Genomic DNA, 25891 nt, shown 5'->3' on the forward strand with positions numbered 1-25891 from the left:
GCGGCAGGATCACTCCGGCGTCGGGGTGGTCCTGCAGCTTTTGCGGTTACGGATCTCGCTGTCCGACGGCCGCTCCTTGATGAACTCGAAGCGCGGTTCGCCTTCGTTGTAATGAACCAGCCAGCCCCATTCCAATTCGGACTCATCCTGGCCGGGCTTCGGTGGCACGGCCCACCATGGCTCTTTGCTGATGACCTGACGCATGGCGCCCTCCCGTCGATTCGGTTGCTTCAACTATAACGCGCATGCCCACAGGTGCCAGAAATGCACTTGCTGGCGTGGTATCCCTTTGTAAAATCAAAGGGTCCCCGAGCATTGAGGTGCCAGACATGAGCGATGAAACCCGCGAGCCGTTCAAACGGCTGTTTTTCGCCCTGAACTGCGCCCCCGAACAACGCCGGGCCATCGCCCAATGGCGCAGCGCGCTGGGGCTCAACGTCGGGCGTCCGGTGCCGGCGGAAAACTTTCATCTGACCCTGCTGTTTCTCGGCACGGTCGGCATGGCGCAGATAGCGGGTATCTGCAAGGCCGCCGCGAATGTCCGCACCCCCGGCGCGCCGTTGACGGTGGTGCTGGATCGGCTGGACGTCTGGCGTCGCTCCGGGGTGTTGTTGCTGGCACCCGCGCAGGCTGCGCCGGAGTTGCTGCGCCTGGTGTATGCGCTGGAGCAGGCCATGCTGCCGTTCGGCATTGAAGACACCCGTCGGGAATATCGTCCACATTTGACCCTGATGCGCGACTACCGGGCGCCGATCCCTGAATCCGCGACGCCACCGGAGTTTTACCTGCGCGCCGATCGCTTCAGCCTTTTCGAATCCCATAAAGGCCGGTACATAGCGCTGGCCGAGTGGCCACTGGTCTCTGCCTGAACGAACACAAAAAAAGGCGCCCGAGGGCGCCTGAATTCACCTTAACCGAGGAAGCCAGGTGAAGCCGTTCTTCTTAAGAGGAGTGCAGCGGTGGTAAGGCGCTGCGTGAACGGAAAAAGATCGCTTTCGCGAATGAACTGATCGTTCCCACGCTCCGCGTGGGAATGCAGCCCGGGACGCTCCGCGTTCCCTCCAGAGCCGAACGCGGAGCGTCCGTGGAGGCATTCCCACGCGGAGCGTGGGAACGATCAGTGAGGCAGGCAGGACGGGGTTATTTGCCCAACTTCACCCGCGTCCAGCCCCGAGTCATGATCCGCTGCGTGGCAATCGGCATGTCAGGAATGGCATACAACGTCGCCATCACCGCTTGCGGCGGATACGACCCCGGGTCGTCGCGGATCGCTTCATCCACCAACGGCGTGGCCGCTGCGTTGGCGTTGCTGTAGCCGATGCTGTTGGTGACTTCGGCGATGATGTCCGGGCGCATCAGGAAGTTCATGAACAGGTAGGCGTTGTCGACGTTGGCGGCGTCCCGGGGAATGGCGACCATGTCGTAAAAACTGCCGGCGCCTTCTTTTGGGATGCTGTACTCGATCTTCACCTTGTCGCCGGCTTCCTGGGCGCGGGCCTTGGCTTGCAGCACGTCGCCGGAGTAACCGACGGCGACGCAGATGTTGCCGTTGGCCAGGTCGGAGATGTATTTCGACGAATGGAAGTAGGCCACCGACGGCCGGATCTTCATGAACAGCGCTTCGGCTTCGGCGATTTGCGCCTTGTCCCGGGAGTTCACCGGGTAGCCCAGATAGTGCAGGGCAGCCGGAAGCATTTCCGTCGGCGAATCAAGGAAGCTGATGCCACAAGCCTTGAGCTTGGCGGCGTTTTCCGGTTTGAACAGCAAGTCCCAGGAATTCACCGGGGCATCAGTGCCCAGCACTTCCTTGACCTTGGCCGGGTTGTAGCCGATGCCGATCGAACCCCACATGTACGGGAAGGCGTGGCCGTTATCCGGATCGCTGGCCGAAGCATTTTTCAGCAGCACCGGGTTGAGGTTTTTCCAGTTCGGCAGCTTCGATTTATCCAGCGGCTGATAGACGCCAGCCTTGATCTGCTTGGCCAGGAAACTGTTGGACGGCACCACGATGTCATAGCCGGATTTGCCCGCCAGCAGCCGTGCCTCAAGGGTTTCGTTGCTGTCGAACACATCGTAGGTCACGCGGATGCCGGTCTCGTCTTCGAACTTCTTGACGGTGTCCGGGGCAATGTAATCCGACCAATTGTAGACGCGCAGAACCTTGTCATTGGCCTGGGCGCCAGCGGTCATTGCGCCCAATAAGGACAGTGTCAGCAGAGTCCTGCCAAACATTTTCATCGGTACAACTCCATTCTTTTTATTCAAATCACATAAAACAAAAATGCGGTGAACACAAAACCTGTGGCTAGCGGACTTACCTGTGGCGAGGGAGCTTGCTCCCGCTGGGCTGCGTAGCGGCCCCAAAATTCTGGCAACCCATGCCTATTTGTGAGTGCTGCGCACTCAAGCGCGAGCAAGCTCGCTCGCCACAGGTCAGTGCTCACTTAACAGTGGCGCTAGGCTGTCGCTTGCGCCATTTGCTTTTTCGGTTGCTGCCACGATTCGCTGGCGGTCTGGTCCATCGCTTCCTGGATCGCCCGTTTGCGGGTGGCTTCGGCCCTGCGGCTGAAGTACCAGACCATGAACGTGACGATCGACACCGCCAGCAGAATCAGGCTGGCCACGGCATTGATCTCAGGCTTCACGCCCAGACGCACCGCCGAGAACACTTCCATCGGCAGGGTCGTCGACCCTGGCCCCGACACAAAGCTCGCCAACACCAAATCATCCAGCGACAAGGCAAACGACATCATGCCGCCGGCCGCCAGTGACGGCGCGATCATCGGGATGGTGATCAGGAAGAACACCTTGAGCGGTCGCGCACCGAGGTCCATGGCCGCTTCTTCGATCGACAAATCCAGCTCACGCAAACGCGCCGACACCACCACCGCCACATATGCGGCGCAGAACGTGGTGTGAGCGATCCAGATGGTGACGATGCCGCGCTCCTGCGGCCAGCCGATCATCTGCGCCATGGCCACGAACAGCAGCAACAGCGACAGACCGGTGATCACTTCCGGCATCACCAGCGGCGCCGTCACCAGGCCGCCGAACAGCGTGCGGCCCTTGAAGCGCGTCACGCGGGTCAGCACGAACGCCGCCAGCGTGCCCAGCGCCACCGCCGCAATCGCCGTGTAGCAGGCGATTTCCAGCGAGCGCACCACCGAGCCCATCAGTTGCGTGTTGTCGAGCAGGCCGACGTACCACTTCACCGACCAGCCGCCCCATACCGTCACCAGTTTCGAGGCGTTGAACGAGTAGATCACCAGAATCAGCATCGGCAGGTAGATAAACGACAGGCCGAGCACCAGCATCAATCGTGAAAATCCGAAACGGTTCATCCCCGTCCCTCCATCTCTTTGGCCTGGCTACGGTTGAACAGCAGAATCGGCACAATCAGGATCGCCAGCATCACCACCGCCAGGGCGGACGCCACCGGCCAGTCGCGGTTGTTGAAAAATTCCTGCCACAGCACGCGGCCGATCATCAGGGTTTCCGGGCCACCCAGCAGCTCTGGAATCACGAACTCACCCACCACCGGAATGAACACCAGCATGCAACCAGCGATGATCCCGTTCTTGGCCAGCGGCACAGTGATTTTCCAGAAGTTGTTGAAGTTGCTCGAACCCAGGTCCGACGCGGCTTCCAGCAGGCTGCCATCGTGCTTCACCAGGTTGGCGTACAGCGGCAGCACCATGAACGGCAAGTACGCGTAAACCACCCCGATGTAGACGGCGGTGTTGGTGTTGAGGATCTCGATCGGTTGCGACGTGAGCCCGGTCCACATCAGGAACGCATTGAGCAAACCGTTGTTGCTGAGGATGCCCATCCACGCATAGACGCGGATCAGGATCGCGGTCCAGGTCGGCATCATGATCAACAGCAGCAAGACGTTTTGCGCTTCCTTGCTGGCCTTGGTAATCGCATAAGCCATCGGGAAACCGATCACCAGGCACATCAGCGTGCTTAAAAACGCGACCTTCAACGAGCCGAAGTAAGCCGAGATGTACAGCTCATCCGCGGTCAGCAGCGAGTAGTTGCCGAGGTTCAACAGCAGCTGAAATTTCTGCTCGGCGAAGGTGTAGATCTCTGAGTAAGGAGGAATGGCCAGCGCTGCTTCCGAGAAGCTGATCTTCATCACCAGGAAGAACGGCAACAGGAAAAACAGGCACAGCCACAGGAACGGAATGCCGATGACCAGTTTGCGGCCGCTGGGCACCAGGCGCAGGAACTGCTGATTGAAGGTTCTCATGAGCGCAGTACCACGCCGCTGTCGTCTTCCCACCACACGTAGACCTGATCGTCCCAGGTCGGTCGTGCGCCACGGCGTTCGGCGTTGGCCATGAACGACTGGACGATCTTGCCGCCAGGCAGCTCCACATAAAACACCGAGTGGCCGCCGAGGTAGGCGATGTCGTGCACCTTGCCTTCGGACCAGTTGTAGCGGGTCTCGGGCTTGAGCGTGCTGACCAGCATTTTTTCCGGGCGGATGGCGTAGGTGATCGACTTGTCCTGCACCGAGGTACTCACGCCGTGACCGACGTAAATCTTCTGCGCAAGGTCCGGGCTGTGAATGATCGCGTGGCCTTCCAGGTCTTCCACAACGGTGCCGTCGAAGGCGTTCACGTTGCCGATGAATTCGCAGACCATGCGGCTGACCGGCGCTTCATAAATGTCCACCGGGCTGCCGATCTGGGCGATCCAGCCCAGGTGCATGATCGCAATGCGCTCGGCCATGGTCATGGCCTCTTCCTGATCGTGGGTCACCATCACGCAGGTCACGCCGACGCGCTCGATGATTTCCACCAGCTCCAGCTGCATCTGCGAGCGCAGCTTTTTATCCAGTGCGCCCATCGGCTCGTCGAGCAACAACAGCTTCGGTCGCTTGGCCAAAGAACGCGCCAGCGCCACACGCTGACGCTGACCGCCGGACAACTGATGCGGCTTGCGCTTGGCGTACTGGGTCATGTGCACCAGGCGCAGCATTTCTTCGACACGGGCGTCGATTTCGCTGGCGGGCAAACGGTCCTGCTTGAGGCCGAAGGCGATGTTCTGCGCCACTGTCATGTGCGGGAACAGCGCATAGGACTGGAACATCATGTTGATCGGCCGTTCGTAGGGCGGCATGTCAGTGATGTCGACACCGTCGAGCAGAATTCGCCCTTCGGTCGGGCGCTCGAAGCCGGCGAGCATGCGCAGCAGCGTCGATTTGCCCGAACCGGAACCACCGAGCAAGGCAAAGATTTCGCCCTGATGGATCTCCAGGGACACATCGTCCACGGCGGTGGTTTCGTCGAATTTCTTGGTGACGCGGTCGACTTTCACCAGCACCTTTTTCGGTGCCTGGTGACCATCAAGAGCCTTCCTGTAGATGCTGGAGGCGTTTGCCATATGAAACTCCCAACAGGTTTCAGTCGTCGGGCCAACACGGCCTGACTTAAGAGTGGATTGCAAACCCGGGCCGGGCGATGCCATTGAGTTCAACGCTTACCGCTCGGGCTTATTCGGCACCGCCGTCCTGGCTGCCTGGTCGTGCTTGTTGTTATTGCGGTTCATCTATTACGTGAGCCACCGGCGCGCAAAGGCACGCCCGCCAGGCTCACGGGGGCAGTAAATCGATTAGTAATGTTTGAAGTCAGCGCGTATTACGCAGCGCCGCCCGTTGCCGGCACGCCTCGCCAAACGCCTGGAAAATACTCAAATAAGGGGGATTCGAAAGCACCTGCCATTCCGGGTGCCACTGCACGCCGACGGCGAAGGTCTTGCTGTGCTCGACGGAGATCGCCTCGATCAAACCATCCGGCGCGATCGCCTCAGCGCGCAGGCCGGGTGCGAGCCGATCGATGCCCTGGCTGTGAATCGAATTGACCATGAACTCAGCAGGCAACTCCAGCGCCTCGAACACGCCGCCCGGTTGCACATTCACTGCATGGGCCGGTGCGTATTGCACCGCCAAATCCGGACTGTCCGCTTCCCGGTGATCGAGCATGCCGGGCAGCTCATGCACCTTCTGATGCAGGCTGCCGCCGAATGCCACGTTCATTTCCTGAAAGCCCCGGCAGATGCCGAGCACCGGAACACCGGCGGCAATCGCTGCGCGTAATAAGGGGAGGGTGGTGGCGTCCCGTTGCGGATCGTGATCCGTACCGGGAGCGCTGGCCGGGCCTTGATAGTGGAAGGGCTCCACATTCGACGGCGAGCCGGTCAGCAACAGACCGTCGAGCTGCGCGAGCAGCGCATCGGTTTCGGTCAGATCGCCTAGGGAGGGAATGACCACTGGCAGCCCCAAAGCCGCGACGCTGACAGCACGCAAGTACTTGTCGCCGCTGACGTGGTAGGGGTGCAGGCTAATCTGTTTGACGCACGCAGTAACGCCGATCAATGGCTTGAATGCCATTTTTATCACCTCGAAGTTTCACACTTGAACGAGCTTTTCCGGAGCTTAGCCTTGTTGATTTTAATTAACAACTCTCATGTAAAAAATTCTAAACGCCGATCGTCCGGTGCTGAGGATCTACGCGGTGCGCAAGCCTGATTTGGCACTCTGGTGCCCAAAAATGGCCAGAAAATAAAGGGTGAAAGGCCAGGTGTTCGCTATTGACTTCACTTTGCCGTTCGGGTTGACTGGCTCTCGCAAGTGAAGTGAACATAATAATTAACAGCTAATAGGTGCATCATGTCGGTCCCTCTGCGTGCCGTTCAACTCAACGAAGCAAACGCATTCCTTAAGCAACATCCTGAGGTTTTGTACGTCGACCTTCTGATTGCGGATATGAACGGCGTGGTGCGCGGCAAGCGCATCGAGCGCACCAGTCTCCACAAGGTCTACGAAAAAGGCATCAACCTGCCGGCCTCTCTATTTGCTCTGGATATCAATGGCTCGACGGTGGAAAGCACCGGCCTGGGTCTGGACATCGGCGACTCGGATCGCATCTGCTATCCCATCGCCGATACCCTCAGCATCGAACCGTGGCAGAAGCGCCCGACTGCGCAGCTGCTGATGACCATGCACGAGCTCGAAGGCCAGCCGTTCTTCGCTGACCCGCGTGAAGTGCTGCGTCAGGTGGTGAGCAAGTTCGATGACATGGGCCTGACCATTTGCGCGGCGTTCGAACTGGAGTTCTATCTGATCGACCAGGACAACGTGAACGGTCGTCCGCAGTCGCCACGCTCGCCGGTGTCGGGCAAGCGTCCGCACTCGACGCAGGTGTACCTGATCGATGATCTGGACGAATACGTCGACTGCCTGCAAGACATCCTCGAAGGCGCGAAAGAGCAGGGCATCCCGGCTGACGCGATCGTCAAGGAAAGCGCCCCGGCGCAATTCGAAGTCAACCTGCATCACGTCTCCGATCCTATAAAGGCCTGCGACTACGCGGTGCTGCTCAAGCGTCTGGTGAAGAACATCGCCTACGACCACGAGATGGACACCACGTTTATGGCCAAGCCGTATCCGGGCCAGGCGGGCAACGGTTTGCACGTGCACATTTCGATTCTCGACAAGCAAGGCAACAACATCTTCGCCAGCGAGGATCCCGAGCAGAACGCCGCGCTGCGACATGCGATCGGCGGTGTGCTCGAGACCCTGCCGGCGCAGATGGCGTTCCTTTGCCCGAACGTCAACTCGTACCGTCGTTTCGGCGCGCAGTTCTACGTGCCGAACTCGCCAAGCTGGGGCATCGACAACCGTACCGTAGCGGTGCGTGTGCCCACCGGTTCGGCGGATGCCGTGCGCATCGAGCATCGTGTCGCCGGCGCCGATGCCAACCCGTACCTGCTGATGGCCTCGGTGCTGGCTGGTATTCACCACGGCCTGACCAACGAAATCGAGCCGGGCGCCCCGGTTGAAGGCAACAGCTACGAGCAGAACGAGCAAAGCCTGCCGAACAACCTGCGCGATGCATTGCGCGAACTGGACGACAGCGAAGTCATGGCGCGCTACATCGACCCGCTGTACATCGACGTGTTCGTGGCGTGCAAGGAAAGCGAGCTGGCGGAGTTCGAGAACTCCATTTCAGACCTTGAGTACAACTGGTACCTGCACACGGTTTAACGGGGGCTGACACTAAACTTGTGGCGAGGGAGCTTGCTCCCGCTGGGTCGCGAAGCGACCCCTCCTTCTACCTGAAAAGAAGGGGACTGCTGCGCAGTCCAGCGGGAGCAAGCTCCCTCGCCACAGGTTACTCATCGCTTGCCCATCGGTTAACACGATCACTTATTCCTCTGCGTAGAGTCACAACCATGACAAACACTCGCAGCGACTGGGAGCAACGCTTCCAGTCCTTGACACTAGAAGGCCGCGCATTCATCGACGGCCAATACCGCCCGGCACTCAGCGGCGACACCTTCGAATGCATCAGCCCGGTCGACGGCCGCTTTCTGGCGAACATCGCCAGCACCGACGAAGCCGACGCCAATGCGGCAGTCGCCGTCGCGCGCCGTGCATTTGAATCCGGCATCTGGGCGCGGTTGGCACCGGCAGAGCGCAAGCGCATTTTGATTCGCTTCGCGGACTTGATCCTGGCCAACCAGGAAGAACTGGCGCTGCTGGAAACCCTCGACATGGGCAAACCCATCAGCGATTCCATGGCCATCGACATTCCAGCGGCCGCCAACGCGATCCGCTGGAGCGCCGAAGCCATCGACAAAATCTACGACGAAGTCGCCGCCACACCGCACGACCAATTGGGCCTGATCACCCGCGAACCAGCAGGCGTGGTCGCCGCCATCGTGCCGTGGAACTTCCCGCTGATCATGGCCAGCTGGAAGTTCGCCCCAGCCCTGGCGGCAGGTAACTCGTTCATCCTCAAGCCTTCGGAAAAATCACCACTGACGGCGATCCGCATCGCGCAACTGGCCCTCGACGCCGGCATCCCCAAAGGCGTGTTCAACGTCCTGCCGGGCTTCGGTCATACCGTCGGCAAGGCGTTGGCGTTGCACATGGATGTCGACGTGCTGGCCTTCACTGGCTCCACCGCGATTGCCAAGCAACTGATGATCTACGCCGGGCAAAGCAACATGAAACGCGTGTGGCTGGAGGCGGGCGGCAAGAGCCCGAACGTGGTGTTCGCCGACGCGCCGGACTTGCGCGCAGCAGCACAGGCAGCGGTCAGCGCAATTGCCTTCAACCAGGGCGAAGTCTGCACCGCCGGCTCGCGCCTGCTGGTGGAGCGCTCGATCCGCGAGCAGTTCATTCCGTTGCTGGTGGAGGCACTGCAAGCCTGGAAACCGGGGCATGCGCTCGACCCTGAAACCACCGTCGGCGCCGTCGTTGATCAGCGCCAATTGGACAATGTGCTGCGCTACATCCAGGTCGGCAAAGACCAGGGCGCGCAACTGATTGCTGGCGGCAATCGCACCCTCGAAGGCACCGGTGGCCTGTACGTGGAGCCAGCGATATTCGACGGCGTGACCAACGCTATGACCATCGCCCGGGAAGAAATCTTCGGCCCGGTGCTGTCGCTGATCACCTTCGAAACCACGGAGGAAGCGCTGCAGATCGCCAACGACAGCATCTTCGGCCTCGCCGCTGGCGTCTGGACCAACAACCTCAGCAAGGCCCACACCTTCGCTCGTGGCTTGCGCGCCGGCAGTGTCTGGGTCAACCAGTACGACGGCGGCGACATGACCGCGCCGTTCGGCGGGTTCAAGCAGTCGGGTAACGGTCGGGACAAATCGCTGCACGCGTTCGACAAATACACCGAACTCAAAGCGACCTGGATCAAGCTCTGACACCTTTACAGCGGCGGTCGCCGGCGCATGTCGGCGGCCCTCGGAGAAATGTATGAAACACAGCTCTACACAAAATCATGTAAACAGCTACTACGCCGCGACCCGCAACCAGACTGGCGATTACCCGGTGCTTGAAGAGTTGGTGGAATGCGACGTCTGCGTGATCGGCGCCGGCTACACCGGCCTGTCCTCGGCGTTGTTCCTCAGCGAAGCGGGCTACAGCGTAACGGTACTGGAAGCCGCCAAAGTCGGCTTCGGCGCCAGCGGTCGCAACGGCGGCCAACTGGTCAACTCCTACAGCCGCGACGTCGATGTGATCGAAGAGCGCTACGGCGACAAGACCGCCGAAGTGCTCGGCAGCATGATCTTCGAAGGCGCCGACATCATCCGTTCGCGCATCAAGGAATACGACATCAAATGCGACTACCGCCCTGGCGGTATCTTCGCGGCGCTGAACAAGAAGCAGCTCAACGGCCTGGCCGAGCAGAAGCGCAACTGGGAGCGCTACGGCAACAACAACCTGAAAATGCTCGACGCCTCGGACATCCAGCGTGAAGTCGGTTGCGACAACTACGTCGGCGGACTGCTGGACATGCAGGGCGGCCACATCCACCCGCTGAACCTGGCCCTCGGCGAAGCTGCCGCGATCATTCGCCTGGGCGGCAAAATCTACGAACAATCCGCCGCCGTGGACATCTCCTACGGCGAGCCGATCACCGTGCGCACCGCCAAAGGCGTGGTGCGGGCCAAGTACCTGCTGATCGCCGGCAACGCCTACCTGCCGCAAGACCTCGACAACCGCGTGACCCGCAAAAGCATGCCCTGCGGTTCGCAAATCGTCGTCACCGAGCCGCTGTCCGAGAAGGTCGCCCGCAGCCTGATTACCAATAATTACTGCGTCGAAGACTGCAACTACCTGCTCGACTACTACCGCCTCACCGCCGACAACCGCCTGCTGTATGGCGGCGGCGTGGTCTACGGTGCTCGTGAGCCGGACGACATCGAACAACTGATCCGCCCGAAGATCCTCAAGACCTTCCCGCAACTCAAGGACGTGAAGATCGACTACCGCTGGACCGGCAACTTCCTGCTGACCATGTCCCGCATGCCGCAATTCGGCCGCATCGAGAAAAACGCCTATTACATGCAAGGCTACAGCGGCCACGGCGTCACCTGCTCGCACCTGGCTGGCAAACTGATCTCGGAAATGATCCGCGGCGACGCCGAACGCTTCGACGCCTTCGCCTCCCTGCCACACATGCCGATGCTCGGCGGCCGCACCTTCCAGGCCCCACTCACCGCCATGGGCGCGGCGTATTACGCCTTGCGAGATCGCTTCGGCATCTAGGTTGAGTCTTAGGCGGCCAAGGCTACGCATCACTCCTGTGGCGAGGGAGCTTGCTCCCGCTGGGGCGCGAAGCGGCCCCGCTTTTTGCCATTGATGCAATCCATGCGGGAGCAAACCTTCGTGGCGAGGGGGCAAGCCCCCTCGCCACAGTTTCGACACCAGAACTGACTGACATCAGAAGCCAACAGCTTTTTTGCCAGCCGTTTATCGAACCTGCTGAGCTGCACCAACAAACGTGATTTAATACCCGCCTTCCACGGTTCCGGGACGGGAAACGGCGTACTCCGCGGCCACCAGTCGCCCGCCACCCACCCCCATTACCCCTTAAGTAGTTCTCACATAAGGCTGTCATGGACACGGGCTCACGACTCAAATTAGTACGCGAAAGCTACAAACTGTCCCAGCGCGAGCTGGCCCGGCGTAGCGGCGTCACCAATGCCACCATCTCCCTGATCGAACAGAATCGCGTCAGTCCCTCCGTCAGCTCCCTCAAAAAACTGCTCGAAGGCATCCCCATGTCTTTGGCGGACTTCTTCACCTTCGACCAACCACCGCGCGAGCATCAGTACGTGTTTCGGGCTAATGAACAGCCGGACCTCGGGCGTCATGGGTTGCGGTTGTTGCTGATTGGCGCTTCGGTGCCGAGTCGGCAGATGCGGCTGTTGCGTGAGCAGTACGCGCCTGGGGCGAGTTCGGGGGAAGAGCCGATTGTGCATGCTGAAGGGGAGGAGTGTGGGCTGGTTACCCGTGGCACGGTTGAGCTGACTGTTGATGGTCAGGTGAGCGTGCTGAACGCAGGGGATGGGTATTACTTTCCGACGACGCTGCCGCATCGGTTTCGCAATATTGGGGCGGATGAGGCTGAAATCATCAGCGCCAACACCCCGGCTAACTTCTGATATCGATAGCGAACATCAATCCTGTAACGGCTGCCGAAGGCTGCGTCGTGACGCGACACGGAATGCCGCCTGGACGCAACGTTCGGTAGCGGCTACAGGCACTTTTCAAAATAAATGGACTTTAATTGATGGCTGAACAACGTATCCGCCCCCTCGCACTCTGCATCTTTCATCATGACGGGAAGATACTGGTCAACGAAGCCTGCGACCCAATCACAAAACAGACATTCTTCCGCCCGGTCGGTGGTGGTATCGAGTTTGGTGAAACCAGTGCCCAGGCCGTTGTGCGAGAGGTGCAGGAGGAGCTCGGCTTACCCATCACTGATGTCCGCTTGCTCGGGACGCTTGAAAGCCTCTTCACGTATGCCGGTACTCCAGGACATGAAATTGTTCAGGTGTACGATGCGAAATTTGTGAATGCGAATGTCTACGAGTTGCCGCATTTAAACGCTCAAGAAAGTGATGGCGCTGCCTTCGTGGCTAAGTGGCATGACGGCGCAAGCTTCACTAACGAGTCACCATTGGTTCCTGATGGGCTTTTCGAACTGCTGAAGAAAGTTGCATTGCTGGATTGATGCCCGGAATAAAAATCCGTTTTTATGGCGAGTTAGGGTCCCATCATCTTGGAGCAGGCAGAGCCAGGTGGTTTCCAAAAAATCCGATGCCTGAACGGGCATCGGATTTTTTCTTACGGCTGGTGTCAGGCCTTACGCCGGCCTCATTTTCGCTCTTCGATTTGTCCGGCGAGTCGTTCGATTATTGCGTTGTGGCTTTGCACTGATTGCGCAGGCCGTCGTCCTTGATGTTTTGGCAACCCCCTCGGCCCTGCTTGGCCTTGCAATAGTTACGCTGGTCATCATCGCGGATGTTTGCGCAATCACCGCCATCTGTTTCCCCTTTGCAGGCATTGCGCATGTCGTCATCTTTTATATTTTGGCAGCCGCCCCAGCCTTGCTTGGCCTTGCAATAGTTGCGCTGGTCATCGTTGCGGATGTTTCCACAATCACTGCCGCCCGTTTCCGCTTTGCAGGCATTTTTCAGGTCGTCGTTTTTAATATTTTCGCAACCACCCCGGCCCTCCTGAGCCTTGCAATAGTTACGCTGATCATCGTTGCTGATGTTTTCGCAATTGGCATGGGCATACCCGCTTAGCAGCAACAACAACGCAATGATTAGTCTCATCACACACTTCCATGATTTGCCAGGAAACAGCCTGACGCTGATTGCGCCACGATGATTTGATGTCGTGGTGCGCCATTATATCGACATCACCTTGTAGAAAAGTTCCAGGACAGAAAAGGCGGACGAATGCTGCGGAATTGAGCGAAGGCTGCCCACATGGCGCCCCGGGGCGGGAGGGGCGACCACTGCTTTCGGTCGCCCCTATAAGCAATTACCACTCCATGCCTCAAGTGAGGACGTCTGCGACGCCGTTCAAAGTGACTTCAAGTAGTCGAGAAGTTGTGACCTTTGGACATCACTGAGGCTGCCCACGCCATAGTCATGGCCGGCGTTGCTATTGCCCTCAAGCTTGGTATCGAAAAGAAACCAATTCTTGTCCGATTTCTCGGTCTTGAATCCAACCCTTTTGTTATCGAACTCATTGCTCCCTGTATAAAAAGTCGAGGGGCGCTGATGGGGTGGCAGGAGAAGGTCGTTGAGGGTCGGTACAGAGCCGTTATGCAAATAGGGAGCGGTGGCCCAGATGCCGGTGAGGGGTCTTGCTTTATAGGCGAGAAGAGGAACGGTTGAGCTGGCACGGTAGCAGTTGTATAGCCGTAGCGCTTTCTCATCCAAACGACTGAACAAGGCACGGTCCTTGAATCCAGGGACTTTTTGAGGTTTGGTATCTATTCCAAGCAATCCATCGAAAGCCAGTTCGGCGACATCACGTCCTTTACCCAGTAATGTCTCCAGGACGGTCACACCCAGCATGTTGTAGAGAAGGTCATTTGATTTAATGGGTCCTGTTTTATCGACTTTGGAGTAACCCGCCAACACTCCAGAATCCGCTTTAAATTGATAGGCATTGCACGCCATCCAGGGATCCGTGCCAATGGTCGAGTCTTTTGGGCTCTGGGCATTGAAATTGTCATTCGCAGAGATTGGAATCATGACCGCTGTGATGGCCGTGGTGAGATCGTCTCTAACAAGGTGGGTATGGCAGCCGGCACAATTGTCCTTAAACAATTTGGCGCCAGACGCGAGGTCTTGTGGCAACTGTCCAGGCCACCGCGGAGGCTTCAGGCTATAAAGAGAACGTTCTAAAACGTCCAGATTTTTCACGTTCACACTGGAGACAAATCCTGCCTTGGCCGGATTTTCTTTAACCGGTCGAATGTCGGCGAATACGCCAATGGCCTCTCCAGCATTACGCCCCAGACCTCCCGCATCCAGGCCGCCGTCATTTTTAATCGAAGGGAGTTGGTGTTTACTGACCATTCCGTTCCATTGGAGGACGTTGTGTTGATGCGTATTCCAGAGAAATGGATAACTCACCGGCGCATCAGAGGGATTAGGGGTAGGCGGTTTCGCTTGGGTGACTTGACTGATTTTGTTGAGAATGTGGCCCACGGCATCAAGGCGACCTGGGCCATATTGCAGATCTGTGGCATTCAGTGTCTCGTTTTGGGCATAAAACGCATTCAAGCTATCCAGCGATTTTTTCAGCCGTTGACGATTTCCTTTTGACAGGTCATCACCCAGGACACTCTTTGCAAAGCGTTCAAATTTTTCAGGATCGGAAGCCGTTTTGCTTAAGGCCTCTCTAAAATATTTAAAGAAATTTTGAAAGTCGGCGTTCGTTGGCCCGCCATGGATCACAAGATTCTGCTCTTCAAATTTGATCTGAGCCGTGTGACAAGCAGAACAGTTCATCCCCACCCACGGCTCTCTCGACCCTTGTCCAAAAAACCAGCGGAGTTTGGTGAAAGACAACTTGCTGTCGTGACTGTCATCCAAAACGAAACCCATCGGCAATGTAAGACGCTTACCGTTATAAGACGGATTGTAAGGCGTGTAACCGTAGGCTGAGATCGTTTTGTCACTCATGAACTTCTCCTCTGAACCGGGCACTTCCAATGCAAGCGCCCAGGAGAGAGGGAGAATTCTCGATCCCTGTGAAAGTTCATGCCAATTGGACAGGGTGGTGTCACTCCATCCCTGATCCAGAATGTCGGCAGCCTGAGCCATTGAATGAGCGCCGAAAAACAACAATGCAGCGCAGGCAAACGGGGGGGCTTTTAATTTGTTCATCAGATTCCCTTCTACTTGTAATTTCCTGTTGGGACCCATCACGTTGGTAGCCAAAAGCTACCAGCCATGAGTGTAGCCACAAAAAAAACACCGCTTTAACTTTGTTCTATGGCATTCGTGTGGCCGCAAGATGGCTTTGCCAGCTTGGACGTTGCATGAGCTTGTGTGAGGGGTTTCGGTGATTTTGGTGCCGTAATATTCCGGATTGCCACGATTGACAGCCCTTATGACTTGTAGGAATTTAGCCGCCCGCAGGTAAGGGATATCTGCTGATGGCCAAAAGATGGCCGTTGTTCACCACACAAGGGATTGTCTATGCAAGGTTCAAACACCGCTCAACAGGTGTGCGGTCAGCTGGTGCACGAGCATCAGAACACCCCACACATGAACATTGCCGAGCAAATCCTCGAATGCCTGTTTCGCCGTCGTAGCCTTGCCCCGGGGCAGGATCACGAACTTTCGTCGCAGGTGCTGGAGCCCCATCTGACCAAGGTCATGCAGGCGGTCGAAAGCGGTCGCAAGATTGAAATGGTCTTGCCAGCCTTTCCCGGCAAATCGCCCAGCCGCAAGAAAACCCTGAGTCATCTACCCGATCTTGCTGAACATCATGCAATCGATGAGTTAAACCGCCTGTGCACAGAGATCCAGGAGATCTACGCACCCGGCGCGCTGATTCATATTTGTTCCGATGGCTATGTGTTCTCTGACTTGGTGCATGTTCCCGATTCTGACGTCAAGGCCTACACCGACGCTGTCCAGCACTACGCCGAGGAGCACTATCGCGGTACGTTTGCCCATTTCGACCTCCGGGATGCCTACCCTCAACTGGATTGTCTGGACGCCATGCGTGAAGAGATGATGATTGAGCACGGTCAGTCATTGATCTTGTTGCAGCAGCGCTTCAAGGATGATCCGCACATGATGTTGATGTACTGCGGCATCCATCGCTTTCTTTCCGAGGATTACTCGGGACTGAAAGTATTCGCCGGTATGAGCCTTAATGCGGTGAAGAAGGTCGCCAAGCCAGCCTCGCAGCGGGTGATCCAGCGCAGCGAAGCCTGGGGTGCGCTGTTGCAGGCGCGCTACCCGCATTGCCTGCGCCTGTCGATTCACCCGCAACTGGCGGTCTCGACGAAGATCGGTATCCGGTTGGTGCCAACCAGTGACCTGTGGCGCACGCCCTGGCATTCGGTGGCCATCAAGCGACGGGGTGTGGTCACCCTCGAAAAACGCAGCAATGTCGATGAGCGCTATCACCGCCTGGTGTTCCGCAAGGGGCGTCCTTGTCATTACGCCAGTGCCCAATGATGACGTCTCGGTTACGGGTCGAAGCCGTACTCTTCGATTTGGACGGGACTCTGGTCGACACCTTGCCCGACATCACCTGGTGCTTGAACCAAGTGCTGCTCGAACACGGTTGCCCGGCGTTGACCTCGGCAACAGTGCGCGGGTATATCGGCGGCGGCACCACAGCGATGATCGAGCGGGTGGCCACGCAGTTCGGCATCGCTGATGCGCTCGCCATGCACCAGCGCTATGTGATGCTCTATCAGCACAACCTGGTTCAATTTTCCCGTCCATTCAGCGGTGTATTGGACTTGCTCGAAGGCTGCCGACAGTTACAGCTACCGCTGGCTATCGTGACCAACAAGGCCGAGGAAATGGCCTTGCAGGTTTCCAAAACGTTGCTGCCGCAGAATGCTTTCGGGCCGATCCTGGGGCATCGCGCAGGCAGGTCGCTCAAACCGCAACCGGAGGTGGCATGGGAAGCCGCCCGGTGGTTGTTGGTTGATCCGCAACGCTGCTTGTTCGTCGGTGACACGGAGATCGATCTGCAAACGGCCCGTGCCGCAGGCATGTACTCGGCGGCAGTCACTTGGGGCTATGGCCTGACACCTGACTTGCAGGCCCTGGCCCCGAACTTCTGCTGTGAACACCCGGCCGAATTGCTGCGCATTCTGCAGCAAACCTGCGGGGCCGCGCATGCCTTCACCGAGCATGGCGACACCGTCAAATCCTATTGATACACACACCCTCAAGGAAGTTGTTCTATGGAACATAGAGACGCCTGGATCGCTGCCGTCAGCGATTTGCTGGCCGGTTATCTGCTCAAGGGCACGGATGATTGTTTCGACACGCAAGGCAGGGCGCATCTGGCGCTTCGATTGGGGCACTGCTTCGATCAGAGCTTGCCGGTGCGTCTGGTTTTGCCAGGCTTTCCCTGCAAGTCGCCAAACGCCAGCGACCAGACCTTCGGCGTGCTGCCGGACTACGGCGAGGTCATGGCCATCGAGCGCCTCGATCAACTCGGCCAGGCCATCGCCGCCTTGCACGCACCGGGCTGCGTGGTGTCGATCCTCAGTGACGGCACGACCTTTAATGACATCGTCGGCGTGGCCGACGACGTTCGCGCCGCCTACAACCGGGCGTTGCGTGAACTGTGCACCACCCACACGGTTGAGTGGGTCAGCATGGAAGACCTGTTCCCCCAGGCCCAAAGTGCCGAGTCGGTTCGCGCCAGCCTGATCAAGCAGGCCCGTTTACCGTGGAAAAACCTTGGTGAGCTGATCGAGCAGAGCCGCGACGATGAATCCCTCAGCCGGGCGCATGACAACCTCTGCAGTCACCTCTACAACGACCTGCGTCTGTGCCGCGAAGAAGGGCAGAGCGAGGACGAGTACCTGCAACAAATCAACTTCAAAGCCTACCAAATGATGTATCGCGGGCAGGCGTTGAACGCGGCAGTGGACCGTTTCTTCGGCGATGACATTCGCTTGTCGGTGCATCAATACAGCAATGCCGGGCCCAAATTCACCTTCGGTCTGGCCGAAGGGCTGACCCGTGTGGACAGCCCGTGGCATGCGGTGCCGGTGTGCAACCTCGACGGTAGCCAAACCCTTCGCGCCCGCGCCCAGGTCGACCTCGACCACCATGTGCTGGTCACCTATGAAGGGCGGCCATGGCTCTACCACCAAACAGAAAACCCGCAGGCCCAAGGCTTCGAATACGAACTGCAAAAACTTCCGCTGTTTGGCCTGGTGGTGCGAGACCCGTTGGGGTTGGGTTTCGAACGACTGTCCACCGGCCTGCTGGAAGCACTGGTGGAAACCTTCGGTTTCGTCTGCCTCAAGAGCTGCTGCTTCGACGACCAGGACAGCTTTGCTCGCAGCTGCGAACGCTTCGGCACGCTCTACGAATGGACCTTCGGTGCCGTGCACGTGGTCAAGCCTGCAGACAAACCCCAGGGCGTGGTGCACTCGCTGGAAAAAACACCGTTGCACTGGGATCTGAACATGCTGCCCGACAGCGACGCGCAAGTTCAACGCAACCCGAAATTCTGCGCCAGCAAATTCATGCTGTATTGCAAGACCGCGCCGCAGCCGGGCGAGGGCCAGACCACCATCGTCGACAGCCGCAACGTACTGCGCAAAGTCGGGCAGCAAGTCGCCCGACAATGGCTGGGCGTGAACATCACCTACTACACCAAAATGACCTACTTCGGCGGCTCGCCGCGCATGTACAGCCTGGTGGATCACCACCCCCGCAGCGGCGAGCTCATCCTGCGCTACCAAGAAGGTACCGACTCGGCATTGCAGACATTGAGCCAGTCGGTGCAGGACCATGACGAGCAGGCTCAACAGGCGTTGCTGGAACAGGTCAATGCGCTGGTTTATGACCCGGAGTGTCTGATTGCTCATCAATGGAGTGAGGGTGATCTGGTGCTGATCGATAACTATCGGACGCTGCATGGGCGGCTGCCGATGTCGGCGGGTTCTTCGTCGCGGGAGTTGTGGCGGGTGCAGGTTTACTGATTGCTGTTGTCTGGGAGGCCCTGGGGACAGGGCCTTGCAAGAAATCCCCTTTGAGACTTTTCCCCAACACTGCGCGAGGAATGAAAAAAGCCACGGATTTATTTGTCTTGGAAGTAGCTTTGGCGTAATCGCCAATCGCCAATCGCCAATCGCTATTGCGTATGGGTTGTCGATGAGGTGCTAAAGGTGGATGAACTCTATTTGTATAAATGATTCAATGTGTCTGTTTCTGCTTATTGCTTCAGGCTGAGGCGAATCGATCGATTTTAATTTTATTCTGAGTAGGGCGACGAAAGTTACGTAATTCCCATTCTGAAAGAGTTGTCGGCATAGCGATAAAACGCAGGGCAGCGATTGCTGCTTTGTAGTCGTTGATGGAGTCGGGCTGTGTCCAATCATAGTTAAGTCCCGCTAAATTGCGAACAATACCATCTAGAGGGCAATGTGGTGGCGTAGGCACTAGACCCGCGACCCAAAGGTATTTGAGGTGTAAATTAATTAGCTTTTGTGCGATGCCGACTCTGAAGCGTCCATTAAATAGAGAGGATTTAAGCTCTGTTGATAGTAAATCGGCAGTGCTGGAAATTAGGTTTATGTGTTTTTCTTTACTGATGGACTCCTCAGTATAGAGGGTTTCTAGATTTTGAAGAATTTCTCAGGTTGCGTTTTGCACCGTACTTTGCTGATGCTTTTTTTTTGACGGACAATAAGTAGGCCTTGCAGAATTACGTGTTGAAAGCGCAGCGTTCATCATAAGCAACCCCAGCTAATAGCTGAGAAATATTTTTTGTCAGGGGAGAGGGGTTTTTCTGTTTTCATGTCATCTGCGGAGCTTAAATAAGTTGATGTTGGAAAGGGTGTGTTTTCGAGGTAATTGCTTTGCTAGTTGTCGTAGTATATTGCGCCGCAAAGGCTGAAAGATTTCAGCTTTCCATCTTCAGAGCGCTCGACCTTTGCCAGAGCTCTAACCGCTGGTTTGAGTACGTCGGTGGAGGATTTGCAGGCGTTCAAAAAGTGTTTCAAGAGTTCTGCGCTTATTCCAAACAGCTTCAAGGGCGCACTAAAGCTTTCACCTGTTTGGAGAGTGACATTGACGGTGTTGTCTGTACTTAATGAAGCAATGGTTAATACCTCAATGCCAAGCTCCTTTGCACCCAAAATTAACGCTTCAGCTCTATGTTGCATGAGGTCTTTTTCAGGTAGCTCAGCATCTAAGGCAGTCAAAATATCGTTTGTTATTATTGTGTGTTCAGTGTTTTGTGGTAGTTTCGATATCAAGTTGTAAACTATGGAGCGAAGATGGTTTTCTGCAGGCCGTTGTCCATTGAAGTGGTGGGCCAATAAGCTAGCAGCCAATGCATGTGCACTAGTACCGTCGCTACCCCAGCTAAATGAACCATTATCTTGATAAAGCTCCCTGCGGTGCTCGAGTAGGTACTTGCTTCCAGTGTTTAGGTCCTTGCAGATTACTAGAGGTACGCCCTCAATATGTTTCAAATAGTATTCGAATCTTGGGTCTTCAGAGTGGTGTTGCGTAGGCCTGACATAAATTCCGAACATGCGCTCTATCAAGTCAATGTTTTGTTTTGTTGCTGAAGTTTGCATGTGCTCTCTTATCCTTTCGAGAACATCCCATCGGTCATCGAATTTGAATTTTTCAGTTTTTCGGGCCTGCGCCTCTCCAAAACGATAATATTTTCCACATTGAGATATATACCAGTTTTTTAAGATGTCTGCGGAGGTAAAAAAATGAAAGTCGTAATGACATTCGCGAGAGTTGCGCTGAACAAAAACAAAAAAATTCTCTCGGGGGGCGAGATCTGTAATGACGTAGTCACAGGAAATCTCCAGCGTCGTCCCACTTTTCATATATTTTGCTTGGATGATGCCGAAAGTGCTTGCTTGCTCTGCTGTCCGGTTTAATTCGCTTATGTTGTTAACTGGAATTTGTATCAAGAAATCAGCGCCCGCAATATCAATAGAGCGTTTAAGTACCCAAAACTCTTCCAGCAGGATTGACTCAGTACGTTCCTCGCCCAAGGTGCCATTCTCCTGACGAGCAATTTGATCTTTCTTCACTACTTTCTTCCTTCACAGAAATCTAATGCAATCCATAGGTGCTTTCCTGCCACATGTCGATTTGCTCGCACTAATCCTTTTTCATCCTTGCGGTGATGGACTCAACGGGCTTTTTCTGAGCTACGAGATGTCAAAATCCACTGGGTCGAGGATCGTCGCGGTTGAGCACGCGACCAGGTTAAAAAAGAGCGACCAAAGCCACTTTTGCATAGAGATATCCCTTCCTTTGTGACTGGTGCTGTAAATGTAATTTGAGCTGGACCGTGTGTTTGTCGCTCAACGTTTGCCTAGGTGGATAGCAGAGTGCCATTAAGTTTTTGTCAGTGGAAGAGGGTGAGATAAAAGTCGATATTGATTGACGCGAGCGGACACGCTCTTGAGTGCAGGGGCGCTCGTGGCGTTGTTTAGGCATCAGTAATAGTTGGGTAGCTGTGTGCAATTTACAGACCATGTGAGCTCACCGCAGACGGCGCGCCGGGGCTGAGCAAATCGTCTCGGATACCCTGAGGAAGAAGAAAAAAGGTGACAGATCTATTTGATAAATAGACCTGTCACCTTTTCTTTCAGAAGCACATCAAGGCACTCCGCCGACGGAGTCCCCATAGGTTTACCACTACAACCACAATGCCCCTACGACTTGAAACGCCCCACCAACCCGTTCAGTTCATTCGAGAGGTGCGACAGCCGGCCTGAGTCTTCTTGCGCGGAGTTGGCCAGGCTTTCGACCAGTCGCGCCTCGTCGTAGATCTGCTGGATATGCCGATTGATCTCTTCGGCCACGCTGTGCTGTTCTTCCGCCGCCGCCGATATTTGCAGGTTCTGATCGCGGATTTCATTGACCGACAACTGGATGCCTTCAAAGCTGTCGCGTGCGTTCTCGATCGAGGACACGCTGGCACGGGACAGGTCCAGGCAACTTTCCATCTTTTGCGACACTTCCTGGGTCTTGCTGCCGAGCGTGTTGAGCAACTGGTCGATTTCCCCGGTGGAGTCGGACGTGCGCTTGGCCAGGGCCCGGACCTCATCCGCGACCACGGCAAAACCCCGGCCTTGGTCACCCGCCCTGGCAGCCTCGATCGCCGCGTTCAGCGCCAGCAGATTGGTCTGCTCGGCGATGGCGCGGATGGTGCCCAGAATCTGGTTGATGCTGCGGCTGCCTTCTTCCAGCTCCACCATGGCCTGGGAAGACTCGGTCAAGCGACGACCCAGGCGGTTGACGTTCTGGGTGGTCAATTCGATTTGCTGTTTGCCTTCGGCCACACGGTGGTGTCCGTTCTCGGCGGAGTCGGCTGCGGTGCTGCACGAACGGGCCACTTCGTTGGCGGTAGCGACCATTTCATTGAATGCAGTGGACACCAACTCCACCGCTTCACGCTGACGACCGGCCGCCTGGTTCATGTTGTTGGCCACCTCGCTGTTGACGCGTGAGGCATCCTGCAGGTTGGTCGATGCTGCGCCGATGCGTTGTATCAACTGGCGTATCGCGGCGAGAAACTTGTTGAACCAGCCTGCCAGCTCTGCGGTTTCGTCCTTGCCCTGCACCTCGAGATCGCGTCGCAGATCGCCTTCGCCCTCGGCAATCGATTGCAACCCGGTGCTGACCTGGCCGATAGGCTTGACGATCACCTTGGCGAACGCCGCAGCGAGCAGCGCAAAGAACAGCACCAGCACCACCACGATAACCGCCGTCAGGTAGGTCATGCGAGTGGCCGCGGCCATGACTTCGCTGTACTCGATCAAACCGACGTAGCGCCAACCAAGGCCCGGCGATGTCCAGATATTGGCCATGTACCTGACCCCGTTGATTTGCACCTCGGTGGAACCCTGCGCGGTGGCAGCCAGTTTGGCGTAGGGCTCGCCCAGGTCCTTGAGCTGCTTGAAGCTGTGCCCGGCGTCACGCGGGTCGACCAGCACGGTGCCGTCCTCGATCAACATCACGTAGCCGCTTTCGCCGAGCTTGATGCTTTTGACCAGTTCGGTGAGGTTTTTCAGCGAAACGCTCACGACCAATACACCCTTGGCGTTTCCAGCGTCATCGAGCAATGCCCTGGCGCTGCCGACCAGCGCCACAGCGTCCTTGTCATAGTAGTAAGCGGGGGTTCGTACCGTTTTGCCGGGGCTGGCCATGGCGGCTTTGTACCAGGGGCGCGAACGCGGGTCGTAGTTCGACAGCTGCGGGTCGTCCGGCCATTTGGCGTAGCTGCCATCTTCCAGGCCGATGGAAAGGATGGCGGCGGCCGGGTGCATCGCGCCATAACGGGCGAACGCATCAATGACATGCCGGGCGGCCGGTGTCAGAGGCTGGCTGGCGGCATCGGCGGCCTGATAGTGTTTTAGGCCTGCGACCGATGTGTATACAGGGTCGGTGGCCATTTGATCGACATTTTGCTGCGTGCCGTCGAAAAACTGCCGCATATTGCCGTCAATCTGACGTATTTCACGGGTGCTGCCATCGAGAAACTGATCGACCGCCTGACCCCTGATATTCAGCACCGATATCACCGCCACCAGGCTCACCGGAATGAAGGCGACCAATACAAAGGCAAGGACGAGCTTGTTTTTTATTTTCATTATGACGATCACCATCCGAGGAAGTGCGGTGCAAATAGCCGGATCACACGGATGAGTGGCGATTTGCTGTTTAGTCTTTTTCGGCTGGTTTGGTGGAATCTTTACGATTTATTCGTGCACAAAAAAAGTAAAAAATGTTCTCAATCTGAGCGCTAGACAAGAGGCTTCCATCTTCGTGCTTCAGCTTTGGTGAGCTGATCTCTGGAGCAGCTCAAATCAGCTCAACAAGATGCTGGTCGTGTGTCTGAGGAAACGGGCTAGCAGGGTTTGGGGCCGCTTCGCAGCCCAGCGGGAGCAAGCTCCCTCGCCACAAGGGGCAGATTCCTACATATTTTGCAGACTTCAAAATCATGGCCGCGCCGTTACGGCATTTAACCCGAGGAGAATCCCATGAGTCAGACACTGGAACGCGCCATTGCCATCGCCGCCGCGGCGCATGAGGGGCAGGCGGACAAGGGCGGGGCGCCTTACATTCTGCATCCGCTGAAAGTCATGCTGCGGGTGAACACGCTGGAAGAACGCATCGTGGCGGTGCTGCATGATGTGGTCGAGGACTGCGGCATCAGCTTCGACGATCTGCGCAAGGAAGGCTTCAGCGAAACGGTGCTGACGGCGATTGCGTCGGTGACCAAGGTGCCGGGTGAGTCTTACGAGGCGTTCGTCGAGCGCGCGGCGCAGAACCCGATCGGGCGGGTGGTGAAGCTGGCGGATCTGGAAGAGAACAGCGGCTTGTCGCGCATTGCTCAGCCGTCTTGGGAGGATCTGGAGCGCGTTGAGAAGTATCGGCGGGCGATGGGGGTGTTGCGTTCGTAGCGAGTGGGTCTAGGGTCGGAGGCGGCACGGAAGGCCGTTCCGCGGCGTTAGTATTTTTCCATTTACCCATCATGCCCCTTGAAAACAATCAGTCTAAAAACTCCGGCCCAGGCTTCGAATGGTTTGCTATTCTGAGGTTGTAGGTGAAGACGCAGACTGATGCGCAAAGGGATAGCGAGGAGGCGTGGGGCGCGCTCCCAAGGGTACACGGTTAGAAAGATCTCCGCGCTGAGATCCAGCCCTTATGCCGTGTGAGGCAGAACAGCCTAAAGCTAAAAATCCTGTTCTGTGAGAGGCCCGATAAACCTTGTAAGCCAGAGACCAGCGCTGGCCACCTACATCGATTTCCAAAGCCCGCCTTGTGCGGGCTTTTTCGTGTTCGCCGTAGCAGCTGCCGAGCTGGCGAGGCTGCGTTCGGCTGCGAAGCAGTCGTGAATCCGGCTGACGCGGTCTGCCTGACACACCGCGAGTTCTGGTTTGACGACTGCTGCGCAGCCTCGCCAGCTCGACAGCAGCTACAACGAGTGTGTCGCCTGTTTGATGTGAGCTGCAAAGCCAGTCTGATCCACAGCAATCTCATCGCGTAACGTGAGTTGCGGAATGTCATACGCCCCTGAATTCTGCGGTCGGAAAGCAATCGGTGCGGTCTTCTCGAGGTCATCGAGCCGTTGGCCGAGTGCTTCACAGGTCGTTGTAAATCTCGCCTCATCCATTCGGCCGGTCCGATAGATCACGAACGGTGGCAGCACGTCGAAGCCGGGGTAAAACAGTACGCCATGGTGAATGGGGAATAGCACATCGTCGATGGGCCCATTGATGCCCCGGGGGCTGTAATGCGACTCCCATCCGCCCGCGGTGACGATCAGCATCGCCCGTTTGCCCGCCAGCGTGCCTTCCCCATAGCGGTCGCCCCAGCGGGCATCGGAGTGTTCCCCCACGCCATAGGCAAAACCATAGGCGTAGACGCGTTCCACCCAGCCTTTGAGGATCGCCGGCATCGAGAACCACCACAGCGGAAACTGCAGAACGACGGTATCCGCCCAGAGCAGTTTTTCCTGTTCGAGGGCGATGTCCTGTCGTTGCCGACCCTCTTCAAAGGCGCGCTTGGACTCCAGCGAAGGATCGAACCGTGCGTCGGCGGGCCGGCCCGGGCTGTCATTGGCGTCCAGCGAGGCTTTCCAGTCCATCGCGTACAAATCGGAGACCTGCACCCGGTGGCCGGCTGCCTCCAGGCGTTTGACGGCAAAGTCCTTGAGCGAACCGTTCAATGATTTGGGTTCGGGATGGGCATAAACGAGCAGAACATTCATCGCTAAGTCTCCGGTGTCAGAAGCCAGCAGAATCGGACGTTGCCAGGTATATTGGAAATGAATAACCAATAT

Annotated in this window: 21 protein-coding genes and 1 pseudogene; 10 read left to right on the forward strand and 12 right to left on the reverse strand. The window is 57.0% G+C overall.

The features are described from left to right. Nucleotides 1-9: 9 nt before the first annotated feature. Nucleotides 10-204: a hypothetical protein gene (locus AC1RO5_RS03755; protein ID WP_007938782.1), complete on the reverse strand. Its 195-nt coding sequence runs from the start codon at nucleotides 202-204 to the stop codon at nucleotides 10-12. Between the two features lie 125 nt (nucleotides 205-329). Between AC1RO5_RS03755 and thpR the strand changes: the two genes are divergently transcribed. Beyond that, nucleotides 330-869 (forward strand): RNA 2',3'-cyclic phosphodiesterase, encoded by a 540-nt coding sequence (gene thpR / locus AC1RO5_RS03760; RefSeq protein WP_493172854.1) that lies wholly within the window; start codon nucleotides 330-332, stop codon nucleotides 867-869. Between the two features lie 271 nt (nucleotides 870-1140). Here the strand turns inward: thpR and AC1RO5_RS03765 are convergent, their stop codons facing one another. From AC1RO5_RS03765 to AC1RO5_RS03785, 5 genes are all read right to left on the reverse strand, one after another. Next, nucleotides 1141-2238, reverse strand: coding sequence for a polyamine ABC transporter substrate-binding protein (locus AC1RO5_RS03765; protein ID WP_493172856.1), 1098 nt, complete (start codon nucleotides 2236-2238; stop codon nucleotides 1141-1143). Nucleotides 2239-2456: 218 nt separating this feature from the next. Continuing rightward, nucleotides 2457-3341, reverse strand: a complete 885-nt coding sequence (locus AC1RO5_RS03770) for an ABC transporter permease subunit (RefSeq protein WP_493172858.1) — start codon at nucleotides 3339-3341, stop codon at nucleotides 2457-2459. Beyond that, complete coding sequence (locus tag AC1RO5_RS03775) at nucleotides 3338-4219, reverse strand: ABC transporter permease subunit (protein ID WP_177318290.1); 882 nt, start codon at nucleotides 4217-4219, stop codon at nucleotides 3338-3340. The genes AC1RO5_RS03770 and AC1RO5_RS03775 overlap by 4 nt, the downstream gene beginning before the upstream one ends. Before the next feature lie 29 nt (nucleotides 4220-4248). After that, on the reverse strand, nucleotides 4249-5391 hold the full coding sequence (gene potA, locus AC1RO5_RS03780; RefSeq protein ID WP_018930104.1) for a polyamine ABC transporter ATP-binding protein: 1143 nt from the start codon (nucleotides 5389-5391) through the stop codon (nucleotides 4249-4251). Between the two features lie 244 nt (nucleotides 5392-5635). Next, nucleotides 5636-6397, reverse strand: coding sequence for a gamma-glutamyl-gamma-aminobutyrate hydrolase family protein (locus AC1RO5_RS03785; protein WP_493172860.1), 762 nt, complete (start codon nucleotides 6395-6397; stop codon nucleotides 5636-5638). A 279-nt stretch (nucleotides 6398-6676) separates the two neighbouring features. On the opposite strand from AC1RO5_RS03785, the gene AC1RO5_RS03790 reads away from it, so the two are divergent. The 5 genes from AC1RO5_RS03790 to AC1RO5_RS03810 all read left to right on the forward strand — a co-directional run bounded on the left by AC1RO5_RS03790 (nucleotide 6677) and on the right by AC1RO5_RS03810 (nucleotide 12554). Then, nucleotides 6677-8053: a glutamine synthetase family protein gene (locus AC1RO5_RS03790; RefSeq protein WP_007938775.1), complete on the forward strand. Its 1377-nt coding sequence runs from the start codon at nucleotides 6677-6679 to the stop codon at nucleotides 8051-8053. A gap of 188 nt (nucleotides 8054-8241) precedes the next feature. Further along, on the forward strand, nucleotides 8242-9732 hold the full coding sequence (locus AC1RO5_RS03795) for an aldehyde dehydrogenase (protein WP_493172865.1): 1491 nt from the start codon (nucleotides 8242-8244) through the stop codon (nucleotides 9730-9732). A 52-nt stretch (nucleotides 9733-9784) separates the two neighbouring features. Next, a complete protein-coding gene (locus tag AC1RO5_RS03800) occupies nucleotides 9785-11080 on the forward strand; it encodes an NAD(P)/FAD-dependent oxidoreductase (protein ID WP_019648644.1) in 1296 nt (431 codons plus the stop codon). A 350-nt stretch (nucleotides 11081-11430) separates the two neighbouring features. Beyond that, nucleotides 11431-11979, forward strand: coding sequence for a cupin domain-containing protein (locus AC1RO5_RS03805; RefSeq protein ID WP_007938772.1), 549 nt, complete (start codon nucleotides 11431-11433; stop codon nucleotides 11977-11979). 128 nt (nucleotides 11980-12107) lie between these two features. Further along, nucleotides 12108-12554: an NUDIX hydrolase gene (locus tag AC1RO5_RS03810; protein WP_493172869.1), complete on the forward strand. Its 447-nt coding sequence runs from the start codon at nucleotides 12108-12110 to the stop codon at nucleotides 12552-12554. Between the two features lie 181 nt (nucleotides 12555-12735). On the opposite strand, the gene AC1RO5_RS03815 is transcribed toward AC1RO5_RS03810, so the two are convergent. Next, the gene (locus AC1RO5_RS03815; protein WP_493173221.1) at nucleotides 12736-13161 is read right to left on the reverse strand and encodes a hypothetical protein; all 426 of its coding nucleotides are present in this window, start codon (nucleotides 13159-13161) and stop codon (nucleotides 12736-12738) included. A 252-nt stretch (nucleotides 13162-13413) separates the two neighbouring features. After that, complete coding sequence (locus AC1RO5_RS03820) at nucleotides 13414-15234, reverse strand: di-heme-cytochrome C peroxidase (protein WP_493172871.1); 1821 nt, start codon at nucleotides 15232-15234, stop codon at nucleotides 13414-13416. 315 nt (nucleotides 15235-15549) lie between these two features. On the opposite strand from AC1RO5_RS03820, the gene AC1RO5_RS03825 reads away from it, so the two are divergent. Genes AC1RO5_RS03825 through AC1RO5_RS03835 form a run of 3 tightly spaced genes read left to right on the forward strand, consistent with a single transcriptional unit; the run spans nucleotide 15550 to nucleotide 19046 of the window. Next, nucleotides 15550-16542 (forward strand): L-tyrosine/L-tryptophan isonitrile synthase family protein, encoded by a 993-nt coding sequence (locus AC1RO5_RS03825; RefSeq protein ID WP_493172873.1) that lies wholly within the window; start codon nucleotides 15550-15552, stop codon nucleotides 16540-16542. Continuing rightward, nucleotides 16542-17258 carry an HAD family hydrolase gene (locus AC1RO5_RS03830; protein ID WP_493172875.1) on the forward strand — a complete coding sequence of 239 codons (717 nt, stop codon included), beginning with the start codon at nucleotides 16542-16544 and terminating at the stop codon, nucleotides 17256-17258. Before AC1RO5_RS03825 ends, AC1RO5_RS03830 begins: the two co-directional genes overlap by 1 nt. A gap of 27 nt (nucleotides 17259-17285) precedes the next feature. Then, a complete protein-coding gene (locus AC1RO5_RS03835) occupies nucleotides 17286-19046 on the forward strand; it encodes an isocyanide synthase family protein (RefSeq protein WP_493172877.1) in 1761 nt (586 codons plus the stop codon). A gap of 882 nt (nucleotides 19047-19928) precedes the next feature. Here AC1RO5_RS03835 and AC1RO5_RS03840 read toward each other — a convergent pair. The 3 genes and pseudogenes from AC1RO5_RS03840 to AC1RO5_RS03850 form a co-directional block, all read right to left on the reverse strand. Continuing rightward, a complete protein-coding gene (locus tag AC1RO5_RS03840) occupies nucleotides 19929-21125 on the reverse strand; it encodes a DUF6166 domain-containing protein (RefSeq protein ID WP_493172879.1) in 1197 nt (398 codons plus the stop codon). A gap of 630 nt (nucleotides 21126-21755) precedes the next feature. Then, nucleotides 21756-22523, reverse strand: a complete 768-nt coding sequence (locus tag AC1RO5_RS03845; protein ID WP_443200767.1) for a methyl-accepting chemotaxis protein — start codon at nucleotides 22521-22523, stop codon at nucleotides 21756-21758. Nucleotides 22524-22610: 87 nt separating this feature from the next. Then, nucleotides 22611-23711: pseudogene (locus tag AC1RO5_RS03850) on the reverse strand (HAMP domain-containing protein); the annotation flags it as partial. A gap of 375 nt (nucleotides 23712-24086) precedes the next feature. On the opposite strand from AC1RO5_RS03850, the gene AC1RO5_RS03855 reads away from it, so the two are divergent. Next, nucleotides 24087-24509, forward strand: coding sequence for an HD domain-containing protein (locus tag AC1RO5_RS03855; RefSeq protein ID WP_493172881.1), 423 nt, complete (start codon nucleotides 24087-24089; stop codon nucleotides 24507-24509). A gap of 515 nt (nucleotides 24510-25024) precedes the next feature. Here AC1RO5_RS03855 and AC1RO5_RS03860 read toward each other — a convergent pair. Further along, entirely contained in the window at nucleotides 25025-25819 is a 795-nt protein-coding gene (locus AC1RO5_RS03860; RefSeq protein ID WP_493172883.1) for an NAD(P)H-dependent oxidoreductase, read from the reverse strand. Nucleotides 25820-25891 lie beyond the last annotated feature (72 nt).

Source organism: Pseudomonas sp. GW822-FHT02G04 (genome assembly GCF_058802085.1).

Excerpts from the sequence above, each read along its gene's own strand:
- AC1RO5_RS03815 (WP_493173221.1), bottom strand. The coding sequence starts at position 13,161 with ATGAGACTAATCATTGCGTTGTTGTTGCTGCTAAGCGGGTATGCCCAT.
- AC1RO5_RS03855 (WP_493172881.1), top strand. The coding sequence starts at position 24,087 with ATGAGTCAGACACTGGAACGCGCCATTGCCATCGCCGCCGCGGCGCAT.
- potA (WP_018930104.1), bottom strand. The coding sequence starts at position 5,391 with ATGGCAAACGCCTCCAGCATCTACAGGAAGGCTCTTGATGGTCACCAG.
- AC1RO5_RS03845 (WP_443200767.1), bottom strand. The coding sequence starts at position 22,523 with ATGAACCAGGCGGCCGGTCGTCAGCGTGAAGCGGTGGAGTTGGTGTCC.
- AC1RO5_RS03805 (WP_007938772.1), top strand. The coding sequence starts at position 11,431 with ATGGACACGGGCTCACGACTCAAATTAGTACGCGAAAGCTACAAACTG.
- AC1RO5_RS03825 (WP_493172873.1), top strand. The coding sequence starts at position 15,550 with ATGCAAGGTTCAAACACCGCTCAACAGGTGTGCGGTCAGCTGGTGCAC.
- AC1RO5_RS03820 (WP_493172871.1), bottom strand. The coding sequence starts at position 15,234 with ATGAACAAATTAAAAGCCCCCCCGTTTGCCTGCGCTGCATTGTTGTTT.
- AC1RO5_RS03835 (WP_493172877.1), top strand. The coding sequence starts at position 17,286 with ATGGAACATAGAGACGCCTGGATCGCTGCCGTCAGCGATTTGCTGGCC.
- AC1RO5_RS03810 (WP_493172869.1), top strand. The coding sequence starts at position 12,108 with ATGGCTGAACAACGTATCCGCCCCCTCGCACTCTGCATCTTTCATCAT.
- AC1RO5_RS03770 (WP_493172858.1), bottom strand. The coding sequence starts at position 3,341 with ATGAACCGTTTCGGATTTTCACGATTGATGCTGGTGCTCGGCCTGTCG.
- AC1RO5_RS03860 (WP_493172883.1), bottom strand. The coding sequence starts at position 25,819 with ATGAATGTTCTGCTCGTTTATGCCCATCCCGAACCCAAATCATTGAAC.
- AC1RO5_RS03800 (WP_019648644.1), top strand. The coding sequence starts at position 9,785 with ATGAAACACAGCTCTACACAAAATCATGTAAACAGCTACTACGCCGCG.
- AC1RO5_RS03795 (WP_493172865.1), top strand. The coding sequence starts at position 8,242 with ATGACAAACACTCGCAGCGACTGGGAGCAACGCTTCCAGTCCTTGACA.
- AC1RO5_RS03785 (WP_493172860.1), bottom strand. The coding sequence starts at position 6,397 with ATGGCATTCAAGCCATTGATCGGCGTTACTGCGTGCGTCAAACAGATT.
- AC1RO5_RS03755 (WP_007938782.1), bottom strand. The coding sequence starts at position 204 with ATGCGTCAGGTCATCAGCAAAGAGCCATGGTGGGCCGTGCCACCGAAG.
- thpR (WP_493172854.1), top strand. The coding sequence starts at position 330 with ATGAGCGATGAAACCCGCGAGCCGTTCAAACGGCTGTTTTTCGCCCTG.
- AC1RO5_RS03765 (WP_493172856.1), bottom strand. The coding sequence starts at position 2,238 with ATGAAAATGTTTGGCAGGACTCTGCTGACACTGTCCTTATTGGGCGCA.
- AC1RO5_RS03830 (WP_493172875.1), top strand. The coding sequence starts at position 16,542 with ATGACGTCTCGGTTACGGGTCGAAGCCGTACTCTTCGATTTGGACGGG.
- AC1RO5_RS03790 (WP_007938775.1), top strand. The coding sequence starts at position 6,677 with ATGTCGGTCCCTCTGCGTGCCGTTCAACTCAACGAAGCAAACGCATTC.